The 16196-nt window shown below is 72.6% G+C and carries 13 protein-coding genes; 5 read left to right on the top strand and 8 right to left on the bottom strand.

What is annotated here, in order from left to right:
- The first annotated feature begins 193 nt into the window (after positions 1-193).
- From JT723_RS17580 to JT723_RS17570, 3 genes are all read left to right on the top strand, one after another.
- A complete protein-coding gene (locus tag JT723_RS17580) occupies positions 194-1729 on the top strand; it encodes a glycosyl hydrolase family 18 protein (protein ID WP_205045587.1) in 1536 nt (511 codons plus the stop codon).
- Positions 1730-1886: 157 nt separating this feature from the next.
- A complete protein-coding gene (locus JT723_RS17575; RefSeq protein WP_205045586.1) occupies positions 1887-2723 on the top strand; it encodes an undecaprenyl-diphosphate phosphatase in 837 nt (278 codons plus the stop codon).
- 160 nt (positions 2724-2883) lie between these two features.
- The gene (locus JT723_RS17570) at positions 2884-5142 is read left to right on the top strand and encodes a pectate lyase-like domain-containing protein (protein WP_251513628.1); all 2259 of its coding nucleotides are present in this window, start codon (positions 2884-2886) and stop codon (positions 5140-5142) included.
- 120 nt (positions 5143-5262) lie between these two features.
- Here the strand turns inward: JT723_RS17570 and JT723_RS17565 are convergent, their stop codons facing one another.
- The 4 genes from JT723_RS17565 to JT723_RS17550 form a co-directional block, all read right to left on the bottom strand.
- On the bottom strand, positions 5263-6366 hold the full coding sequence (locus tag JT723_RS17565; RefSeq protein ID WP_205045585.1) for a Gfo/Idh/MocA family protein: 1104 nt from the start codon (positions 6364-6366) through the stop codon (positions 5263-5265).
- Positions 6363-7109 (bottom strand): sugar phosphate isomerase/epimerase family protein, encoded by a 747-nt coding sequence (locus tag JT723_RS17560; RefSeq protein ID WP_205045584.1) that lies wholly within the window; start codon positions 7107-7109, stop codon positions 6363-6365. Before JT723_RS17560 ends, JT723_RS17565 begins: the two co-directional genes overlap by 4 nt.
- Before the next feature lie 121 nt (positions 7110-7230).
- Complete coding sequence (locus tag JT723_RS17555) at positions 7231-8151, bottom strand: sugar phosphate isomerase/epimerase family protein (RefSeq protein ID WP_205045583.1); 921 nt, start codon at positions 8149-8151, stop codon at positions 7231-7233.
- A gap of 1 nt (position 8152) precedes the next feature.
- Entirely contained in the window at positions 8153-9250 is a 1098-nt protein-coding gene (locus JT723_RS17550) for a Gfo/Idh/MocA family protein (RefSeq protein ID WP_251513631.1), read from the bottom strand.
- Between the two features lie 147 nt (positions 9251-9397).
- Here JT723_RS17550 and JT723_RS17545 point away from each other — a divergent pair, with 147 nt between their 5' ends.
- Complete coding sequence (locus JT723_RS17545; RefSeq protein ID WP_205045582.1) at positions 9398-10567, top strand: ROK family transcriptional regulator; 1170 nt, start codon at positions 9398-9400, stop codon at positions 10565-10567.
- 95 nt (positions 10568-10662) lie between these two features.
- The gene (locus tag JT723_RS17540; RefSeq protein WP_205045581.1) at positions 10663-11763 is read left to right on the top strand and encodes a DUF5954 family protein; all 1101 of its coding nucleotides are present in this window, start codon (positions 10663-10665) and stop codon (positions 11761-11763) included.
- 336 nt (positions 11764-12099) lie between these two features.
- On the opposite strand, the gene JT723_RS17535 is transcribed toward JT723_RS17540, so the two are convergent.
- From JT723_RS17535 to JT723_RS17520, 4 genes are all read right to left on the bottom strand, one after another.
- Positions 12100-13515, bottom strand: a complete 1416-nt coding sequence (locus tag JT723_RS17535) for a DNA-3-methyladenine glycosylase 2 family protein (protein ID WP_205045580.1) — start codon at positions 13513-13515, stop codon at positions 12100-12102.
- Between the two features lie 84 nt (positions 13516-13599).
- Entirely contained in the window at positions 13600-14004 is a 405-nt protein-coding gene (locus JT723_RS17530; RefSeq protein WP_205045579.1) for an NTP pyrophosphohydrolase, read from the bottom strand.
- Positions 14001-15098: an aldose epimerase family protein gene (locus JT723_RS17525; protein ID WP_205045578.1), complete on the bottom strand. Its 1098-nt coding sequence runs from the start codon at positions 15096-15098 to the stop codon at positions 14001-14003. Before JT723_RS17525 ends, JT723_RS17530 begins: the two co-directional genes overlap by 4 nt.
- 59 nt (positions 15099-15157) lie before the next feature.
- A complete protein-coding gene (locus tag JT723_RS17520) occupies positions 15158-16174 on the bottom strand; it encodes a LacI family DNA-binding transcriptional regulator (protein ID WP_205045577.1) in 1017 nt (338 codons plus the stop codon).
- Positions 16175-16196: the final 22 nt, after the last annotated feature.

Below are 16196 nucleotides of genomic sequence, written 5' to 3'. Positions count from 1 at the left end.
ACTGCCGCACCCTCCCCGGTGCGGCGGTGGCCTTGGTGCGGGCGGGTGCCGGAAAGGCCGGAATCCGGGGGCGGATTGGTCCAAGTCCATTATCTGTTAGGACTCTTGACAGTTGGGTGGTCCAGACCAGCAATATTGGTCCAGACCAGCAGACCGCCGTCTGCCGATCCCCCCACCGGAAGGAGCGCGGTCCATGACCGGACCCGTTCGCAGACCTCTTTTCCGCGCACTGCTCACCGGCGTCGCCACCGCCGCCACCGCGGCAGGGCTCGCCCTGACCGGCGGCGCCGGCACCGCACACGCGGCCACCGCGCTGCCGAGCCACGTATCCGCCCCGTACTTCGAGACCTGGACAGGCGACAGCATGTCCGGGCTCGCCTCCGCGTCCGGCAACAAGTACCTGACGATGGCCTTCCTGCAGGCCGCGACCAAGGGCTCCTGCACGCCGTACTGGAGCGGCGACAGCAGCATGCCGGTCGCCGCCTCCAGCTTCGGCAGCGACATCAGCGCCATGCAGGCGGCCGGCGGCAACGCCATCCCGTCCTTCGGCGGCTACACCGCGGACAACACCGGCACCGAGATCGCCGACTCCTGCACCAACGTCGGCTCGATCGCCGCCGCCTTCGAGAAGGTCGTCACGACCTACGACGTCAGCCGCATCGACCTGGACATCGAGGACAACTCGCTGACCAACAGCGCCGGCATCGACCGCCGCAACAAGGCTGTCAAGCAGGTGCAGGACTGGGCGGCGAGCAACGGCCGCACGGTCCAGTTCTCCTACACCCTGCCGACCACCACCCACGGCCTGGCGAGCAGCGGGCTCAACGTCCTGCAGAACGCGGTGAGCAACGGCGTCAAGCTCGACGTCGTCAACCTCATGACGTTCGACTACTACGACAACGCCAGCCACGACATGGCAGCGGACACCCAGACCGCCGCCCAGGGCCTGCACGACCAGCTGGCCCAGCTCGTCCCCGGCAAGACCGACGCGCAGCTGTGGGGCATGGTGGGCGTCACCGAGATGCCCGGCATCGACGACTTCGGCGCCGCCGAGACCTTCACCACCGCCAACGCGACCTCGGTCTACAACTGGGCGGTCGCCAAGGGCATCAACACGCTGTCCTTCTGGGCGCTGCAGCGCGACAACGGCGGCTGCCCCGGCCAGGGCGGCTCCGACTCCTGCTCGGGCACCACGCAGAGCACCTGGCAGTTCAGCCACACCTTCGAGCCGTTCAACGGGGCGAGCACCCCGCCGCCGGCCAACGACTTCTCGGTGTCGCTGAGCCCGGCGTCCGCCACCGTCACCGCCGGCGGGTCTGCGACCTCCAGCGTGCACACCGCGGTCACCGCCGGCTCCGCCCAGGCGGTCACCCTGTCGGTCAGCGGCGCGCCGGCCGGCGTCACCGCGTCGGTCAGCCCCGGCTCGGTCACCGCGGGCGGCAACGCCACCTTGTCGGTGTCCACGACCGCCTCGGCCGTCTCTGGCACCTACGCGCTGACCGTCACCGGCTCCGCGGCCGGCACCAGCCACTCGGCGACCTACACCCTGACGGTCACCGGCGGCACCACGGCCTGCACCGCGGCCCCGTGGAGCAGCTCGGCGATCTACGTCGGCGGCAACACCGTCTCGTACGGCGGCCACACCTGGAAGGCCAAGTGGTGGACGACGGGCGAGACCCCCGGCACCACCGGTGAATGGGGAGTCTGGCAGGACCTCGGCGCCTGCTAGGACGCCCCGGGTCCCGTGGTACGGCGGCCGGACCGCCCCGGATTCGGGGTCCGGCCGCCGATCCTCTAAAGTCGCACCGACGTCTACGGGAATGTAGTCGCAGCTGTAGTCGGAGCGGGCCGGGCCAGTACCGGCAGACCAGGGGACAGGACCACCCATGAGTGCCATCGGCGTCGGCCAGGCCGTCATCCTCGGAGTCGTGGAAGGGGTCACCGAATTCCTCCCGGTGTCCTCCACCGGGCACCTGAAACTGGCCGAGGGCCTGATGAACATCAAGGTGGACGACGACGCGGTCGTCGGCTTCACCGCGGTGATCCAGGTCGGCGCCATCGCCGCGGTGTTCGTCTACTTCTTCAGGGACATCATGCGGTTCGTCAGCGCGTGGCTGCGCGGGCTGACGGACAAGCGGGAACGCGACAACCACGACTACAAGTTCACCTGGTGGGTGATCTACTCCACGATCCCGATCGTGATCGTCGGCCTCGCGGCCAAACCGCTGATCGACGGTCCGCTCGGCTCGCTGTGGGTGGTCGCCGTGTCGCTGATCGGCGGCAGCATAGTGATGTGGGCCGCTGAGCAGATGGCCAGGTTCAAGCGCAGCGAGCAGGAGGTGACGCTCAAGGACGCGATGTACGTCGGCTCCTCGCAGATCCTGGCGCTGCTCTTCCCCGGCTTCTCCCGCTCCGGCGCCACCATCTCCACCGCGCTGATCCGCGACCTCGACCGGATGGCGGCCACCCGGCTGTCGTTCTTCCTCGGCCTGCCCGCGCTCACCGGCGCGGGGCTGTACGAGCTCAAGGACGCCACCGGCGGCGGGGTGAGCACCACCGCGCTCGCCGTCGGCACCCTGGTGTCCTTCGTGGTCGCCTACGCGTCCATCGCATGGCTGCTGCGCTTCGTCGCGCGGCACTCCTTCAACGCCTTCGTGATCTACCGGATCGTGGTCGGCTTCATCCTGATCGGGCTGCTGGCGACCAACGTCCTGGACGCCTGACCAGCGGCTCAACGCCGTACCGAAGGCCGGGCCTTGAGGCCCGGCCTTTGCTGCGACCGCATAGTTCACGACTTATTTTTTGATGTGTATTGACTCCCCGACAGGCGGCCCCTAGCGTCCACAGCGCATCGCGACCCCACAACGCGACGAGGAGACTCGTGTGACCCAGGTACCCGCAGGGACCGGTTCGCCGTCCCGCACCCCCCGCCACCGCAGAAGGACCGCCGCCCTCGCGGCGGCTTTCCTGATACCGGTCGGCGCCGGCATCGCCCTGGTCTCCGCCCCCTCCGCCGGGGCCGCGACCATCCCGACCGCCCCGGCCACCGTGACCGGCCTCGGCAGCGGCAAGTGCGTGGACGCCCGCGCCGCTGCCACTGCCAACGGCACCGCCGTGCAGCAGTACACCTGCAACGGCAGCAGCGCCCAGCAGTGGCAGTTCACCGCGACCGACAGCGGCTACTACCGCATCGGCGTCGCCCCGGCGCCCGACCAGGTCTGGGACGTCACGGACGTGTCCACCGCCGACAGCGCCAAGACCCAGCTGTGGCTGTACGGCGGCGGCGCCAACCAGCAGTGGCTGCCGGTCGCCGAGTCCGGCGGCAGCTTCCACTTCGTCAACCGCAACAGCGGCAAGTGCCTGGACGTGCCCGGCGCTTCCACCGCCGACAGCGTCCAGCTGCAGCAGTACACCTGCAACGGCACCGCCGCGCAGTCCTTCACCGTCAGCGGCTCGGGCGGCAGCACCACCCCGCCGCCCGGCACGCCGGACTTCGGTCCCAACGTCACCGTGTTCGACCCGTCGATGTCGACTTCCGCCATCCAGTCGAAGATCAACTCGGTCTACAGCACGCAGGTCAACAACGAGTTCGGGACGCAGCGCAACGCCCTGCTCTTCACCCCAGGGACCTACAACGTCGATGTCCCGGTCGGCTACTACACCCAGGTCGCAGGCCTCGGCCTGTCGCCCGACCAGGTGTCGATCACCGGCGGCGGGGTGCACGTGGCCGGGCACACCAACGACGGAAACGCCACCCAGATCTTCTGGCGCGACGCCGAGAACATGTCGCTCAGCCCCAGTTCCGGCAGCACCATGTGGGCCGCCTCCCAGGCCGACCCCTTCCGCCGGATGGACGTGCACGGCGGCATGCTGCTGTACGACAACACGCACGGCACCTCGACCAACTGGTCCAGCGGCGGCTATGTCGGCAACTCCCGCATCTCCGGCACGATCAGCTCCGGCACCCAGCAGCAGTACCTGACCAAGAACACCTCTATGGGCGGCTGGTCCGGCAGCAACTGGAACATGGTCTTCGTCGGCGACACCGGTGCACCGGGCAACTCCTTCCCCAACCCGCCCGACACCACGGTCGCGCAGAGCCCCACCAGCAAGGAGAAGCCGTTCCTGTACGTGGACTCGGCAGGCAACTGGCAGGTGTTCAACCCGGCGCTGCGAACCAACGCCCAGGGCCCGGACTGGACCAACGGCACCCCGGCCGGCACCTCCATCCCGATCGGCGACTTCTACATCGTCAAGCCCGGTGACACCGCGACGACGATGAACAACGCGCTGGCCGCGGGCAAGAACCTGCTCGTCACCCCCGGCGTCTACCACCTGTCCGCGCCGCTGAACATCACCCGCCCCGACACCGTGGTGCTCGGTATGGGCATAGCCACGCTGGTACCGGACAACGGGGTCACCGCGGTCACCACCGCCGACGTCGGCGGCATCGACATCGCGGGCCTGCTGATCAGCGCCAACACCACCAACTCCGCGACGCTGATGCAGATCGGCCCGGCCGGCTCCTCGGCCGGCCACGCTGCGGACCCGACCGTGCTGCAGGACGTGTTCTTCCGCGTCGGCGGCGACATCGCGGGCAAGGCCACCACCACCCTGGTGATCAACAGCGCGAACGTCATCGGCGACGACCTGTGGCTGTGGCGTGGCGACCACTCCAACGGCGTCGGCTGGAACACCAACCCGGCCGCGCAGGGACTGGTCGTCAACGGCTCGGACGTGACGATGTACGGCCTGGCCGTCGAGCACTACGAGAAGTACCAGACGACCTGGAACGGCAACGGCGGGCGCACGTACTTCTACCAGAGCGAGACCCCCTACGACGTGCCCGACCAGGGCAGCTGGACCACCAGCGGCGGCGATCTCGGCTACGCCTCCTACAAGGTCGCCAACTCGGTGACCTCGCACGAGGCCTGGGGTGTCGGCGTCTACGCCTATCTGCGCGACAACCCGTCCCTGGTCCTCGGCCACGCCATCGAGGTGCCCACCGTGGCCGGGGTGAAATTCCACAACATGGTCACGACCGTCCTCGGCGGTGCCGGCACGATCAACCACATCATCGACACCACCGGCGCCCAGGTCACGGCCAGCCACAGTCACGAGACCTGGACGAACTACCCCTAGGAGCACCGCCGACGGCGGCCCCGCGGCGATAGGAACCCGGCCGACCCATCCCCCCACGGGTGGGCCGGCCGGGCGTCTGTGGCCGGCGGACCCCGCGGTCCGCCGGCGGCAGCAAGCCGGTCAGGTCAGCGTTGCTGCCGCCGGGTCCCAGCCGTCCGGCAGCACCGGCACCACGGGGGCGCCGGACTCCAGCGGCAGTACGGTGCCGCGCTCGGCGGCCTCGGTGATCGTGGACATCAACTCCAGGACGTGCTGCGCCAGTTCACCCGAAGCGCGGTGTCCGGTGCCGCCGCGTATCGCCCGCGCCATGTCCAGTACGCCCATGCCGCGGCCCGCCGTGGAACCGGTCACCGGCAGCTCCCGCCAGGTCTCCTCGCCGAACCCCTGGACCCGCAGCGGCCCGTCGAAGGTGTTCGGGTCGGGCAGCGACAGGGTGCCCTCGGTACCGGTGATCTCGATCGTCCGGCGCGACACGGAGGAGTCGAAGCTGAACGTCGCCGACGCGCTCGGGCCGCTGGTGAAGTCCAGCAGCGCCTGCACATGTGTCGGCACCTCCACCGCGAAGGACGTGCCCGCCTTCGGCCCGGAACCGATCACCCGCTCGGCGCGTGCCTGCCTGGCCGCCGCCGAGACCCGGCGGACCGGGCCGAACAGCGCCACCAGCGCCGTCAGGTAGTACGGGCCGATGTCGAACAGCGGCCCGGCGCCGTACTGGAAGAGGAACTCCGGGCTCGGGTGCCAGCTCTCGGGACCCGGCCCCTGCGTCACCGCGGTCACCGCGACCGGCTCGCCGATCGCCCCGGCGGCCACCGCCCGCGCGGCCGACTGGAGTCCCGCGCCCAGGAAGGTGTCGGGCGCGCTGCCCACCCGCAGGCCCGCGGCCTGCGCCTCGGCCAGGATCTTCGCCCCGTCGGCCGGTGCCAGCGCCAGCGGCTTCTCGCCGTAGACGTGCTTGCCGGCCTGCAGCGCGGCGCCGGCGACCTCGGCGTGGGCCGCCGGGATGGTCAGGTTGACGACGATCTCGACCTCGGGGATCGCCAGCACCGAGGCCACGTCGCCGGCCGCCGGCACCTCGTAGGTGTCGGCCGCGGCCCTGGCCCGCTCGACGTCCAGGTCGGCCACCGCGAGCACCCGCACGTCGGGGAAGGTCGACAGCGCCGTCAGGTACTGCGTACTGATCACCCCGGCGCCGACCAGGGCGACGCCGACAGGACCGCTGCTCATGAACGCCCCTCGAGGTCCGTCAGGTACATGTGGCTCTCGGCGACGGCCTCGAAGACGTCGCCCGCGCAGCTGTCCAGCTCCACGATCCGCACCGCGTCCGGCGCCGCCGCCAGGATCGGCGGCACGTCGATGGTGCCCTTGCCGACCGCGGTGTGCGGCTGCTCCTTGACACCGGGACCGTCCTTGACGTGCAGCGCGTAGACCCGCTCGCCCAGGGTGCGCAGCAGCGCCGGCACCTCGGCGCCGCCGACGGCCGCCCAGTAGGTGTCCACCTCGAGGAAGACCTCGGGCGCCAGCAGATCGGCCAGCACCTCAAGGGCGGTACGGCCCTCGAAGCGCGGCTCGATCTCCCACCAGTGGTTGTGGTAGCCGATCAGCACGTCGTGCTCCGCGGCCTTCGCGGCGAAGCCGTTGAGCTGGTCCGCGACCTGCTGCAGGCCCTCGCGGGTGGTGAACAGCTCGTGCTCGATCCCGCCGGGGATGATCGCCCGGTCGGTGCCGACGGTGCGCACCGCGTCGAAGACCTCGCCCGCGTCCTGGCTGAACAGCGCGTACGCATGGGTGCTGGGCACGGTCAGGCCCAGCTCGTCGGCGAGCTTGCGGAAGCCGGCCGGGTCGCCGGTCGGGTCGTAGGGCTCCACCGAGCGGTAGCCGATCTCGGCGAGCCGGGTCAGCGTGCCGTCGCGGTCGGCGGCGATCTGGTCCCGGAGGGTGTAGAGCTGGATGCTCAGGGGCTTGGCCATCGAAACGATGCCTCCTGGAATGCGGCAGGTGCGGTACGGGCGGTACGGGTGCGGCCCGGCGGAGCCGCGTGTCGGTCGGCGTGCGGTGGGAGCTTGCGGAGCTGTGCGGGCGGGCGGGGCGTCAGCCCACGATGAGCGGGCGCAGCGTGCGGTGTGCGATCTCGAGACCCTGGGTGATCCTGGTGGTGTCCCCGCTCCATACGGGGTCCTCGTGCTCCACGGACAGCACCCCGGTGAAGCCGCCCTCGTAGAGGGTGTCCACGATCCGGCGCCAGTCCACATCGCCGAGCCCCGGCACCCGGTAGCGCCACCAGCCGCTGTCCCACCCGTCGGCGCGCCCGACGGTGCGGCCGAAGACGCCGTAGCGGTCCCTGGCCCGCGGGTCCAGCTGGGCGTCCTTGGCCTGGGCGTGCGGGATGCGGTCGACGTAGGGGCGCAGCGCGGCCACCGGGTCGATGCCCAGCCACAGCAGGTGCGAGGGGTCGTAGTTGAGGTAGAGGCCCAGGCCGAACATCCACTCCCACAGCTCGGGGGAGTAGGCGAGGTTGCCCGGGTAGCCGTCCGGGTGCCAGCCCTCCATCACGCAGTTCTCGATGATGATCCGCACCCCGCGCTCGCCCGCGTACTCGACCAGGGCGGGCAGTTCGCGTTCGGCCTGCGCGATGTTCTCCCGGACCGACAGGCCCGGGTGGCGGCCGACGAAGGTGCCGACGTACGGGACGCCGAGCAGTGCGGCCGCGTCGACGTTCGCCCGGACGTGGGCGGCGATCTCCGCCCTGCGGGTGCGGTCGGGGTGCAGGTTGTTCTCGTAGTACGCCAGCGCCGACAGGGTCAGGCCGTGCCGCGCGAACAGCGCGTTCACCTCGTCGGCCTGCCGCTTGCCGAAGCCGGTGACGTCGATGTGGCTGGCCTCGAAGTCCCGTGACCCGGCGGACGGCCAGGTGGCCACCTCCAGCGCCTGGTAGTCGTGCGAGGCCGCCCACGCGGCGATCTCGTCCAGCGGCAGCTGCGGAAGGCAGGCGGTCAGGAAGCCCAGCTTCATCTCAGGAGACCTCTTTCCAGGACCGGTCGGCCGCCGACGCCAGTACGGCCTCGGTGAGGCGCACCATGCGGGCGGCGTCGTCGAAGGTGGGGAAGGCCCCACCGGTGCCGCCCTCGCGGACGGCGCTGTGCACATCGCGCACGAAGGCGGCGAAGCAGTCGAGATAGCCCATCGGGTGCCCGCCGGGCACCACCGACAGGCGCGCGGCGGCGGGCGAGAGGACCGCGGGGTCGCGCTGCACCGCCGCGTTCTCACCGCGGCTGCCGACGAAGAGCGTCTCGGGGCTCTCCTGGTCGAAGGCCAGCGACGTGGTGCTGCCGTCCACCTCGAACCACAGCCGGTTCTTCCGGCCTGGCGAGATCTGCGAGACCGTCACCGTACCGGTGGCACCGCGGTCGGTGCGGAAGAGCAGCTGCACCGCGTCCTCGGTGGCCGGCAGCCCGCCGGACCTGGCCAGCGTCTGGCTGGCCGCGGTCAGCTCGCTGATCCGGTGCCCGGTCACCCACTCGACCAGGTCGCACCAGTGCGAGCCGATGTCGGCGAAGGCCCTGGAGGGACCGCCGGCCACCGCGTCGACCCGCCAGTTGGTGTCCTCCGGCTGCGAGAGCCAGTCCTGCAGGTAGTGCCCGTGCAGCAGGCGTACGTCGCCGGCCCGGCCGTCCAGCACCCTGGCCCGAGCCTCGGCCGCCATCGGGTGGTAGCGGTAGACGAACGGCACCGCGGCCACCCGCCCGGACTCCGCGGCCAGCGCCGCCAGGGCGTCCGCGGTCGCCGCCGACGTGGTCAGCGGCTTCTCGCACACCACGTGCTTGCCGGCCCGCAGGGCCAGCTCCGCCAGGCCCGCGTGCGCGTCGTTGGGCGTGCAGATGTGCACCACGTCCACGTCGTCGCTGGTGACCAGCTCCTCGGAGGTGTCGAAGGCCCGCTCCACGCCCAGCGCGGCGGCGGCCTCCTTGGCGCGTGCCGGGGTCGAGGCGCTCACGCCGACCACCGGTGCCCCGGTGCGGCGCACCGCGTCCAGGTGCACGCGCCCGATCATCCCCACGCCGGCGACAGCCGTGCGCAGGGCCGGCAGGGACGGCGGTGACGGTGATGACACCGCCGTTGTCATACTGCCCACAAATGGCCTCCCATTCCGCTTGCTCGAAACGCTAGCCATCACTCTTTCGGTTGACAATGGCAAGATTTCCGCTAACTTCTGTCATAAATCCGCCGGACGACAGCCCGACGAAAGGCAGCCCCCACGGTGACCGCAGCAAGCGACCGGCAGTTGACCGCGCTCAGCGAACTGGCAGGACTCGTCGCGGGCGGCGTCACCCGGCGCAGCCAACTCGCCACCGCCACCGGCCTGTCACGCGCCGCGGTCGCCCAGCGCGTCGACCTGCTCATCGCCAAGGGCCTGCTGGTCGAGACCGGCACCGTCGCCACCGAGCGCGGCCGGCCCCCGCTCACCCTGCAACTCGCCTCCGCCACCGCCGTGGTGTGCGCGGTCGACCTCGGCGCCACCCACAGCGCCGTCGCCGTCGCCGGCCTCGGCGGCACGGTCCTGGCCGAGGCCACCGAGGACCTCGACATCAACGACGGACCCGAAGCCGTCCTCACCGGCCTGCACAAGCAGCTCGGCCGGCTCCTCGACACCGCGGGGCACCCCGCAGAGCACGTGCGGGCGATCAGCATCGGCCTGCCGGGACCCGTCGAAGCCAGCACCGGTACGGTCATCCGCCCGCCGATCATGCGCGGCTGGGACGGCTACCGCGTCCCGTCCTTCTTCGCCGACCGCTACCGCGCCCCCGTCCTGGTGGACAACGACGTCAACATGATGGCGCTCGGCGAATACGGTCACCGGCCCGCCACCGCGCACCTGCTCTACGTCAAGGTCGGCACCGGCATCGGCTGCGGCATCGTCTCCGGCGGCCTCGTCCACCGCGGCGCCACCGGCGCGGCAGGCGACATCGGGCACATCCGGGTCCCCGGGCACGACGAGGTCCTCTGCCACTGCGGCAACACCGGCTGCGTCGAAGCCGTCGCCTCCGGCGCCGCCATCGCCGCGACCCTGCGCGAAGCCGGCCTGCCCGCCGAACACGCCGCCGACGTCGTACGGCTGGTCGCCGCGGGCGACCCGCTGGCCCGCCGCCAGGTCAGGCTCGCCGCCCAGCGGCTCGGCGACGTCGTCGCCTCCCTGGTCAGCTTCTACAACCCCGACACCATCGTGCTCGGCGGCAGCATCGCCAGCCTCCACGACGACCTGCTCGCCGACATCCGCGCCGCCGTCTACCGCCGCGCCCTGCCGCTGGCCACCCGCACCGTCGCCATCGAGACCACCCTGCTCGGGCGCAGGGCCGGCATCGAGGGCGCCCGGCGGCTCGCCGTACAGCACCTGCTCTCCCCCGAGGGGATCGGACACATGCTCGGCTGACCCGCCGGCAGCGCAGGATACGACAAACAGACCCGCTGGTTGCGCCTTTCACAGAACCACCGCCGATCGCCGCGACGGATGGGCATGCTGGTGCCATGGAGTACTCCGGCGACGAAGCCACCGCCTACCAGACCATCCGGGTCACCGCCCCGGAGTCCCCGGTCGCGGCGCTCGCCGATGTGGAGGCGTGGAAGGCCCGCAAGACCTACCCTTCCATGCTCTTCGCCGGCGGCCCGGTCTTCGGAGTCGCCCGCGAAAGACCAGCCGGCGGCTGGGCGCTCCAGCCCTACTTCAGCGGGCTCGCACCGCAGGACGCCAGGGACAGCCTCGGCGCGTACTTCCGCCGCGTCGCCAAGGAGGCAGGACCCCCGCGGCAGGCCGCCGAATACCAGGCGGCAGGCGAACTGCTCGACTGGGAGGCGCTCAACGACCTCACGGTGTGCGGGCGCCGCTACCGCATCGTCCGCGCCGAGCGCTTCATCCGCATGGGACCCGACGGACCCGAACCGCCCCGGGTCACCGACCCCGACCCCAGCGAGCCCGGCGAGTCCCACGACGGCCACGACCCGGCCGCGGGCCTGGTCATCGACCCCTACGACGCCACCGGGGTCTCCGACGGGATCCTCAAGGCCGAACTCCTCGCGGCCCTGCGCAAACACGGCACGGTCCCGGGCGACGTCCGCGACGACGCGCGCGCCGCCGCGGCCGCGTACCCCGCCGGGGTGCTGCTGCCCGCCACCTTCCTGACCGCGGAACGCGACGGCGGCCAGTGGCGGCCCGCGTCCAGCGGCACCGCCACCACACCGCAGGCCGCACGGGACGGGCTGGCCATGCAGCTTCGGGTCATGGTGCCGTGGCAGCGCGACCTCACCGCCGAGCAGCGGTCCGTCCACAACGCGGCGGCGGACCGGCTCGACGCGGAGCGCTGCGACGAACTCGACGTCGCCGGGCGCCACTTCCGCATCGTGCGGGTCGAACGCCTCGTCCGCGTCGGCCCCGACGGCCCGGAGGGGCCGCGCCCCTCCGACCCCGACCCCGTGCCGCCCGTCATGGTCCAGGACCGCGAGCTGCGTGCGCAGGGCGTCATCCGGGAGGACGAGGACGGGTCCGAGGAGCCGGACGAAAGCACCCAGCGTTTCCTCCGTCTCTTCGACGAGGAACGCCGGCGGCGCGCTTCCTTGCGGCGCCCCCGCTAGGTGGGTGCCACTTGCTGTGAGCTTGCACCTTGCGGTGCGTGGGGGCTGGGCGCGCAGTTCCCCGCGCCCCTGATGGTTGCCCTCTCTCGCAGAGTCGGCGCTTTCGGGCGGCGCCCTCTGCGCAGGAGGGTGAGCGTTTTTCTGAGGGGTGCCGTCTGCCTGGGAGGGTGAGCGTTTTTCAGGGGCGCGGGGAACTGCGCGCCCAGCCTGGGCGGGCGGAAAGAAAGCAACGCCACAGCAAGGGGCAATCACCTGTGCACCACCCGCCGGGGGAAAGGCGGGAAGCCCACCGCAAGGGGCAGGGGTCGGGACCTGCCACCCCACCCGGGGAGAGGGTCAGTGCGGGTCATCGGGGGGCGCGGCCCACAGGTGGTGGGTGGCGTAGGTGCGCCAGGGGCGCCAGTGGGGGGAAGGGGGGGTGGCCGGGGGGAGGAGGACGTCGGGGTCGCCCAGGGCTCGCATGCGGATGGCCGAGGCCGTCCGCAAGGCCACCCCGGGCAGCGCGAGGAGCATCCGCTCGGCCTCGTCCCGGTCGGCCCCGGGATCGACCCGCAGCGCGCCGGAGGCGAGGGCCACGGCCACCCCGCGAAGCACCGGCCGAACCGAGGTGCCCACCTCGGTGAGAGCGGCCTCGGCGAGGTCCGCGGCCCGCGGGAAGAGCCGGGTGAGCCCACCGCTGGGCGCGTCCAGCGGCGTACCGTACGCGGCGGCCACCGCGCAGGAGACCGCAGCGTCGCCGATGACCGCTCGCAGCGCGTACTCCTCGGGGTCCGCGGTGCCCGGCGCCCGCAGCCCGGGGTGCAGGGCGACGGAGCCGGCCAGCAGGGGGTCGGCGCCGAGGCGTTCAGCCACGGCGTAGGGATCGGCGTCGAGGTCGAAGAGCCGCCGCACCCGCTGCGTGGCCGTCGTGAGGTCGCGCAGGTCGCCGAGGTGGAGCCGGCAGTCGAGCCAGCCGCCGCGGCCGGGGCGTTCGGCGACCTCGGCGACGCCTGAGCCGTGCGGGAGCCGCAGGGTGCGGCGGTAGGTGCGGGAGCCGCGGGCGCCGGTGACCTCCTCGACGCCGGCGACGGTGCGGGCGGCGAGGTGGTCGAAGACCTGCCGGGAGTCGTAGGGGCCGCGGTAGGCGAGCCGCAGCGGGACACCGGTCGCGGTGCCGTGGTCGCCGCGGGGTCCCGGGGTGCGGGAGGTCCTGCCGGGGCGGGCGGCGCGCAGCTCGGTGGGGGTGGCCGCGTAGATCTCCCTGATCGTCTCGTTGAACTGCCGCACGCTGGCGAACCCGGCGGCGAAGGCGATCTCGGCGGCCTGCATGGAGGTGGTCTGCAGCAGGACCCGGGCGGTGTGGCCGCGCTGGGCGCGGGCCAGCGCGATGGGTCCTGCGCCCAGTTCGGCGTTGAGCTGCCGCTGGACCTGCCGGGCGCTGTAGCCGAGCCGGGTGGCCAGGCCCGCGACGCCCTCGCGGTCGACGATGCCGTCGCCGATCAGCCGGACGGCCCGGCCGACGACGTCGGCCCGCGCGTTCCAGTCGGCGGAGCCGGGCACCGCGTCGGGCCGGCACCGCCGGCAGGCGCGGAAGCCGGCGCCCTGTGCGGCGGCGGCGGTGGCGTAGAAGGACACGTTCGCCCGCTTGGGGGTGATCGCCGGGCAGCTGGGCCGGCAGTAGATTCCGGTGCTGGACACGCCGAAGAAGAAGACCCCGTCGAAGCGCGCGTCACGGCTCCGCACCGCCTCGTACCTGCTGTCCTCGGTCGTCATGCGTCCAGTATGACCAGCCCCCACCCCGCGGGCTAGCGGATATCGGACGCCACGCTCCCGCGCGGCCCGACAGGGGCGGGGCGCTCAGCGCGGGCGGACCGTGCGGGGGCCGGCGCAGGTCGCGCCGGCCGCCTCGGCGCGGGCGCGCAGGCCGCGGTCGGCGGTCACCACCAGGCAGTGGCGGCCGGCCGCGGCGGCGGCCAGTTCCGCGATGAGGTCGTCGCCGCTGCCGGGCGCCTCCTCGATCCGCACCCCGGGGACGGGCGGCACACCGCGGGCCGCGCCCTCGGTCACCAGGACCACGTCGAGCGGGACGCCGACCGCCCAGGGCGGGGCGCCGCAGCCTGGGGGGAGGCCCGCGGCCGCCAGTGGGGCCAGCAGGTCGCGGAGCCGGGCGGCGGCGCCCCGCCGGTCCTTCCACCAGCCGTCGGGCACCGAGCCGACGACGTTCGCACCGTCGACGACGACCAGCGGTGCCGGGCCGCTCACGACCGGCCGCCTGTCAGGTGCGGGAAGCGGAATTCGGTGCGGCTGCGCAGCACCTCGCCGGGCCGCAGCACCGCCGAGGGGTATTCGCGGCGGTTCGGCGAGTCGGGCAGGTGCTGGGTCTCCAGGCACACCGCGTCGTGCGGCCCGTAGCGGTGCCCGCCGGGTGCTGCGAGGGTGCCGTCGAGCTGGTTGGCGGTGTAGACCTGGATGCCGGGCTCGGTGGTGCGCACCTCAAGCGTCCGCCCGCTGTCCGGGTCGTGGAGCACCGCGGCGGTGCGCGGCACGGCGGGGTCGGCCGCCTTGCGCAGCACCCAGCAGTGGTCGTAGCCGTCGGCGGACTTGACCTGCGGGTCGGGCGCCCGCAGGCCGTCGCCGAGCGCGCGCGGCCTGGTGAAGTCGAACGGGGTGCCCGCCACCCGCTGTTCGGGACCCCAGGGGATGGACTCGGTGGAGACCGGCAGGAAGCCGTCGGCGTCGATACGCAGCATGTGCCGCAGTATCGCGCCCGACGCGTCCGCCCCGCCGCCCGCGGCGGGAGTGCCCGCCAGGTTGAAGTACGCGTGGTTGGTGAGGTTGACGACCGTCGTGCGGTCGGTGCGCGCCTCGAAGTCCAGCGCCAGCGTCCCGTCCTCGCCGAGCGCGTAGGTGGCGCTGACGTCCAGCGCGCCGGGGAAGCCCATGTCGCCGTCCGGGCTGTGCAGGGTCAGCCGCAGCGCGCCCGGCAGCGGCTGCGCCTCCCACAGCCGGTGGTGGAAGCCGTCGGGGCCGCCGTGCAGGGTGTGCCCGCGGTCGTTGGCGGGCAGCCGGTGCAGGCTGCCGTCGAGCAGGAAGCGGGCGCCGCCGATGCGGTTGGCGTAGCGGCCGACGAGCGCACCGAAGTAGGGGCTGACGGCGTAGGAGAGCACGTCGGGCAGCGACAGGACGACCGAGTCGCTGCGCCCTGCGGTGTCGGGCACGTGCAGTGCGTGCAGGGTGCCGCCGTAGGTGAGGATCTCGGCGGCGACCCCAGTTGCGGACTCCAGCCGCCAGCACTCCACCGGCCGTCCGTCGGGTGCGTGGCCGAAGGGGGAGCTGTGCGGTGGTGACGCGGGCATCGGCGGTCCTCGGCGGTCGGCGGGCGTGGAGGGAAGGACGGGTCGGGAGGGGAGGGCGCTCACCCGGTGCGCGGGGCGGTGGACTCCCGCGCGACCAGCGTGTATCCGGGGCGTATCCGCTCGGGCTGCAGTTGCGGGGCGCCGGCGAGCCTGGCCACCACCCGTTCGACGGCGAGCCGGGCGATGGCCTGCTTGTCGGGGGAGACGGTGGTCAGCGCGACCGTCGAGAAGCGGCCCTCCTCGACGTCGTCGAAGCCGACCACCGACACGTCCTGCGGCACCCGCAGCCCCCGCTCGACCAGTGCACGCATCGCGCCGAGCGCCATCAGGTCGTTGTACGCGAAGACCGCGTCCGGCTGCGCGCCCCGGTCGAGCAGCGCGTTCATCGCGGCGGCGCCGTCCCACCGGCCGTAGCCGTCGGTCGCGGCCACCAGCGAGTCGTCGTGCGGCAGCCCGGCCGCGGTCAGCTCCTCGCGCCAGCCGCGCAGCCGCAGGTGGGCGGGCTGCCTGGCCATCTCCCTGCGCGCGCCGAGGAAGGCGATCCGCTGCCGGCCGAGCCCGGCCAGGTGGCGTACCGCGGTGCGGGCGGCGGCCACGTTGTCGATGGCGATGTGGTCGTAGGGCGCGTCGTACTCGCGCTCGCCGACCAGCACCAGCGGCGCGTCGCCGGGGCGGCCCAGCAGGTCCTCCGCCTCCAGCTCGATGGGGCTGAGGATCAGGCCGTCGATGACGTGGGCGCGGAATCCCTGCGAGACCAGCACCTCCTTCTCGCGCAGGCCCGCGGTGTGGTCGAGCAGCACCGTGTAGTCGTGCCGGGCGGCGGCGTCGATGACGGCGCCCGCCAGCTCCGCGAAGTACGGGTTGCCCAGCTCCGGCACCGCCAGCGCGATGATCCCGGTCCTGCCCTTGCGCAGATGGCGGGCTGTCAGGTTCGGGCGGTAGCCCAGCTCGTCGATGGCCCGCTGTACGCGCTCCCGCATCGCGGGGGTGACGTGGGGGTAGTTGTTCACCACGTTCGACACGGTCTTGACGGACACGCCTGCCAGCTGCGCGACGTCCTTGAGGCTGGCGCCCACGGAGTTCCTTCCCTCGGCCGTC

Origin of the sequence: Actinacidiphila bryophytorum (genome assembly GCF_016916835.1) — a bacterium.
GTDB classification, from domain to species: domain Bacteria; phylum Actinomycetota; class Actinomycetes; order Streptomycetales; family Streptomycetaceae; genus Actinacidiphila; species Actinacidiphila bryophytorum.
Note: the sequence above shows the minus strand (reverse complement) of the source record. Positions and strands in the feature narration are given on the sequence as shown.

What these genes read in the sequence shown, in the direction of transcription:
- JT723_RS17560 (WP_205045584.1), bottom strand. Translation starts at nt 7,109, where the DNA reads ATGGCCAAGCCCCTGAGCATCCAGCTCTACACCCTCCGGGACCAGATC.
- JT723_RS17525 (WP_205045578.1), bottom strand. Translation starts at nt 15,098, where the DNA reads ATGCCCGCGTCACCACCGCACAGCTCCCCCTTCGGCCACGCACCCGAC.
- JT723_RS17540 (WP_205045581.1), top strand. Translation starts at nt 10,663, where the DNA reads ATGGAGTACTCCGGCGACGAAGCCACCGCCTACCAGACCATCCGGGTC.
- JT723_RS17575 (WP_205045586.1), top strand. Translation starts at nt 1,887, where the DNA reads ATGAGTGCCATCGGCGTCGGCCAGGCCGTCATCCTCGGAGTCGTGGAA.
- JT723_RS17555 (WP_205045583.1), bottom strand. Translation starts at nt 8,151, where the DNA reads ATGAAGCTGGGCTTCCTGACCGCCTGCCTTCCGCAGCTGCCGCTGGAC.
- JT723_RS17565 (WP_205045585.1), bottom strand. Translation starts at nt 6,366, where the DNA reads ATGAGCAGCGGTCCTGTCGGCGTCGCCCTGGTCGGCGCCGGGGTGATC.
- JT723_RS17580 (WP_205045587.1), top strand. Translation starts at nt 194, where the DNA reads ATGACCGGACCCGTTCGCAGACCTCTTTTCCGCGCACTGCTCACCGGC.
- JT723_RS17535 (WP_205045580.1), bottom strand. Translation starts at nt 13,515, where the DNA reads ATGACGACCGAGGACAGCAGGTACGAGGCGGTGCGGAGCCGTGACGCG.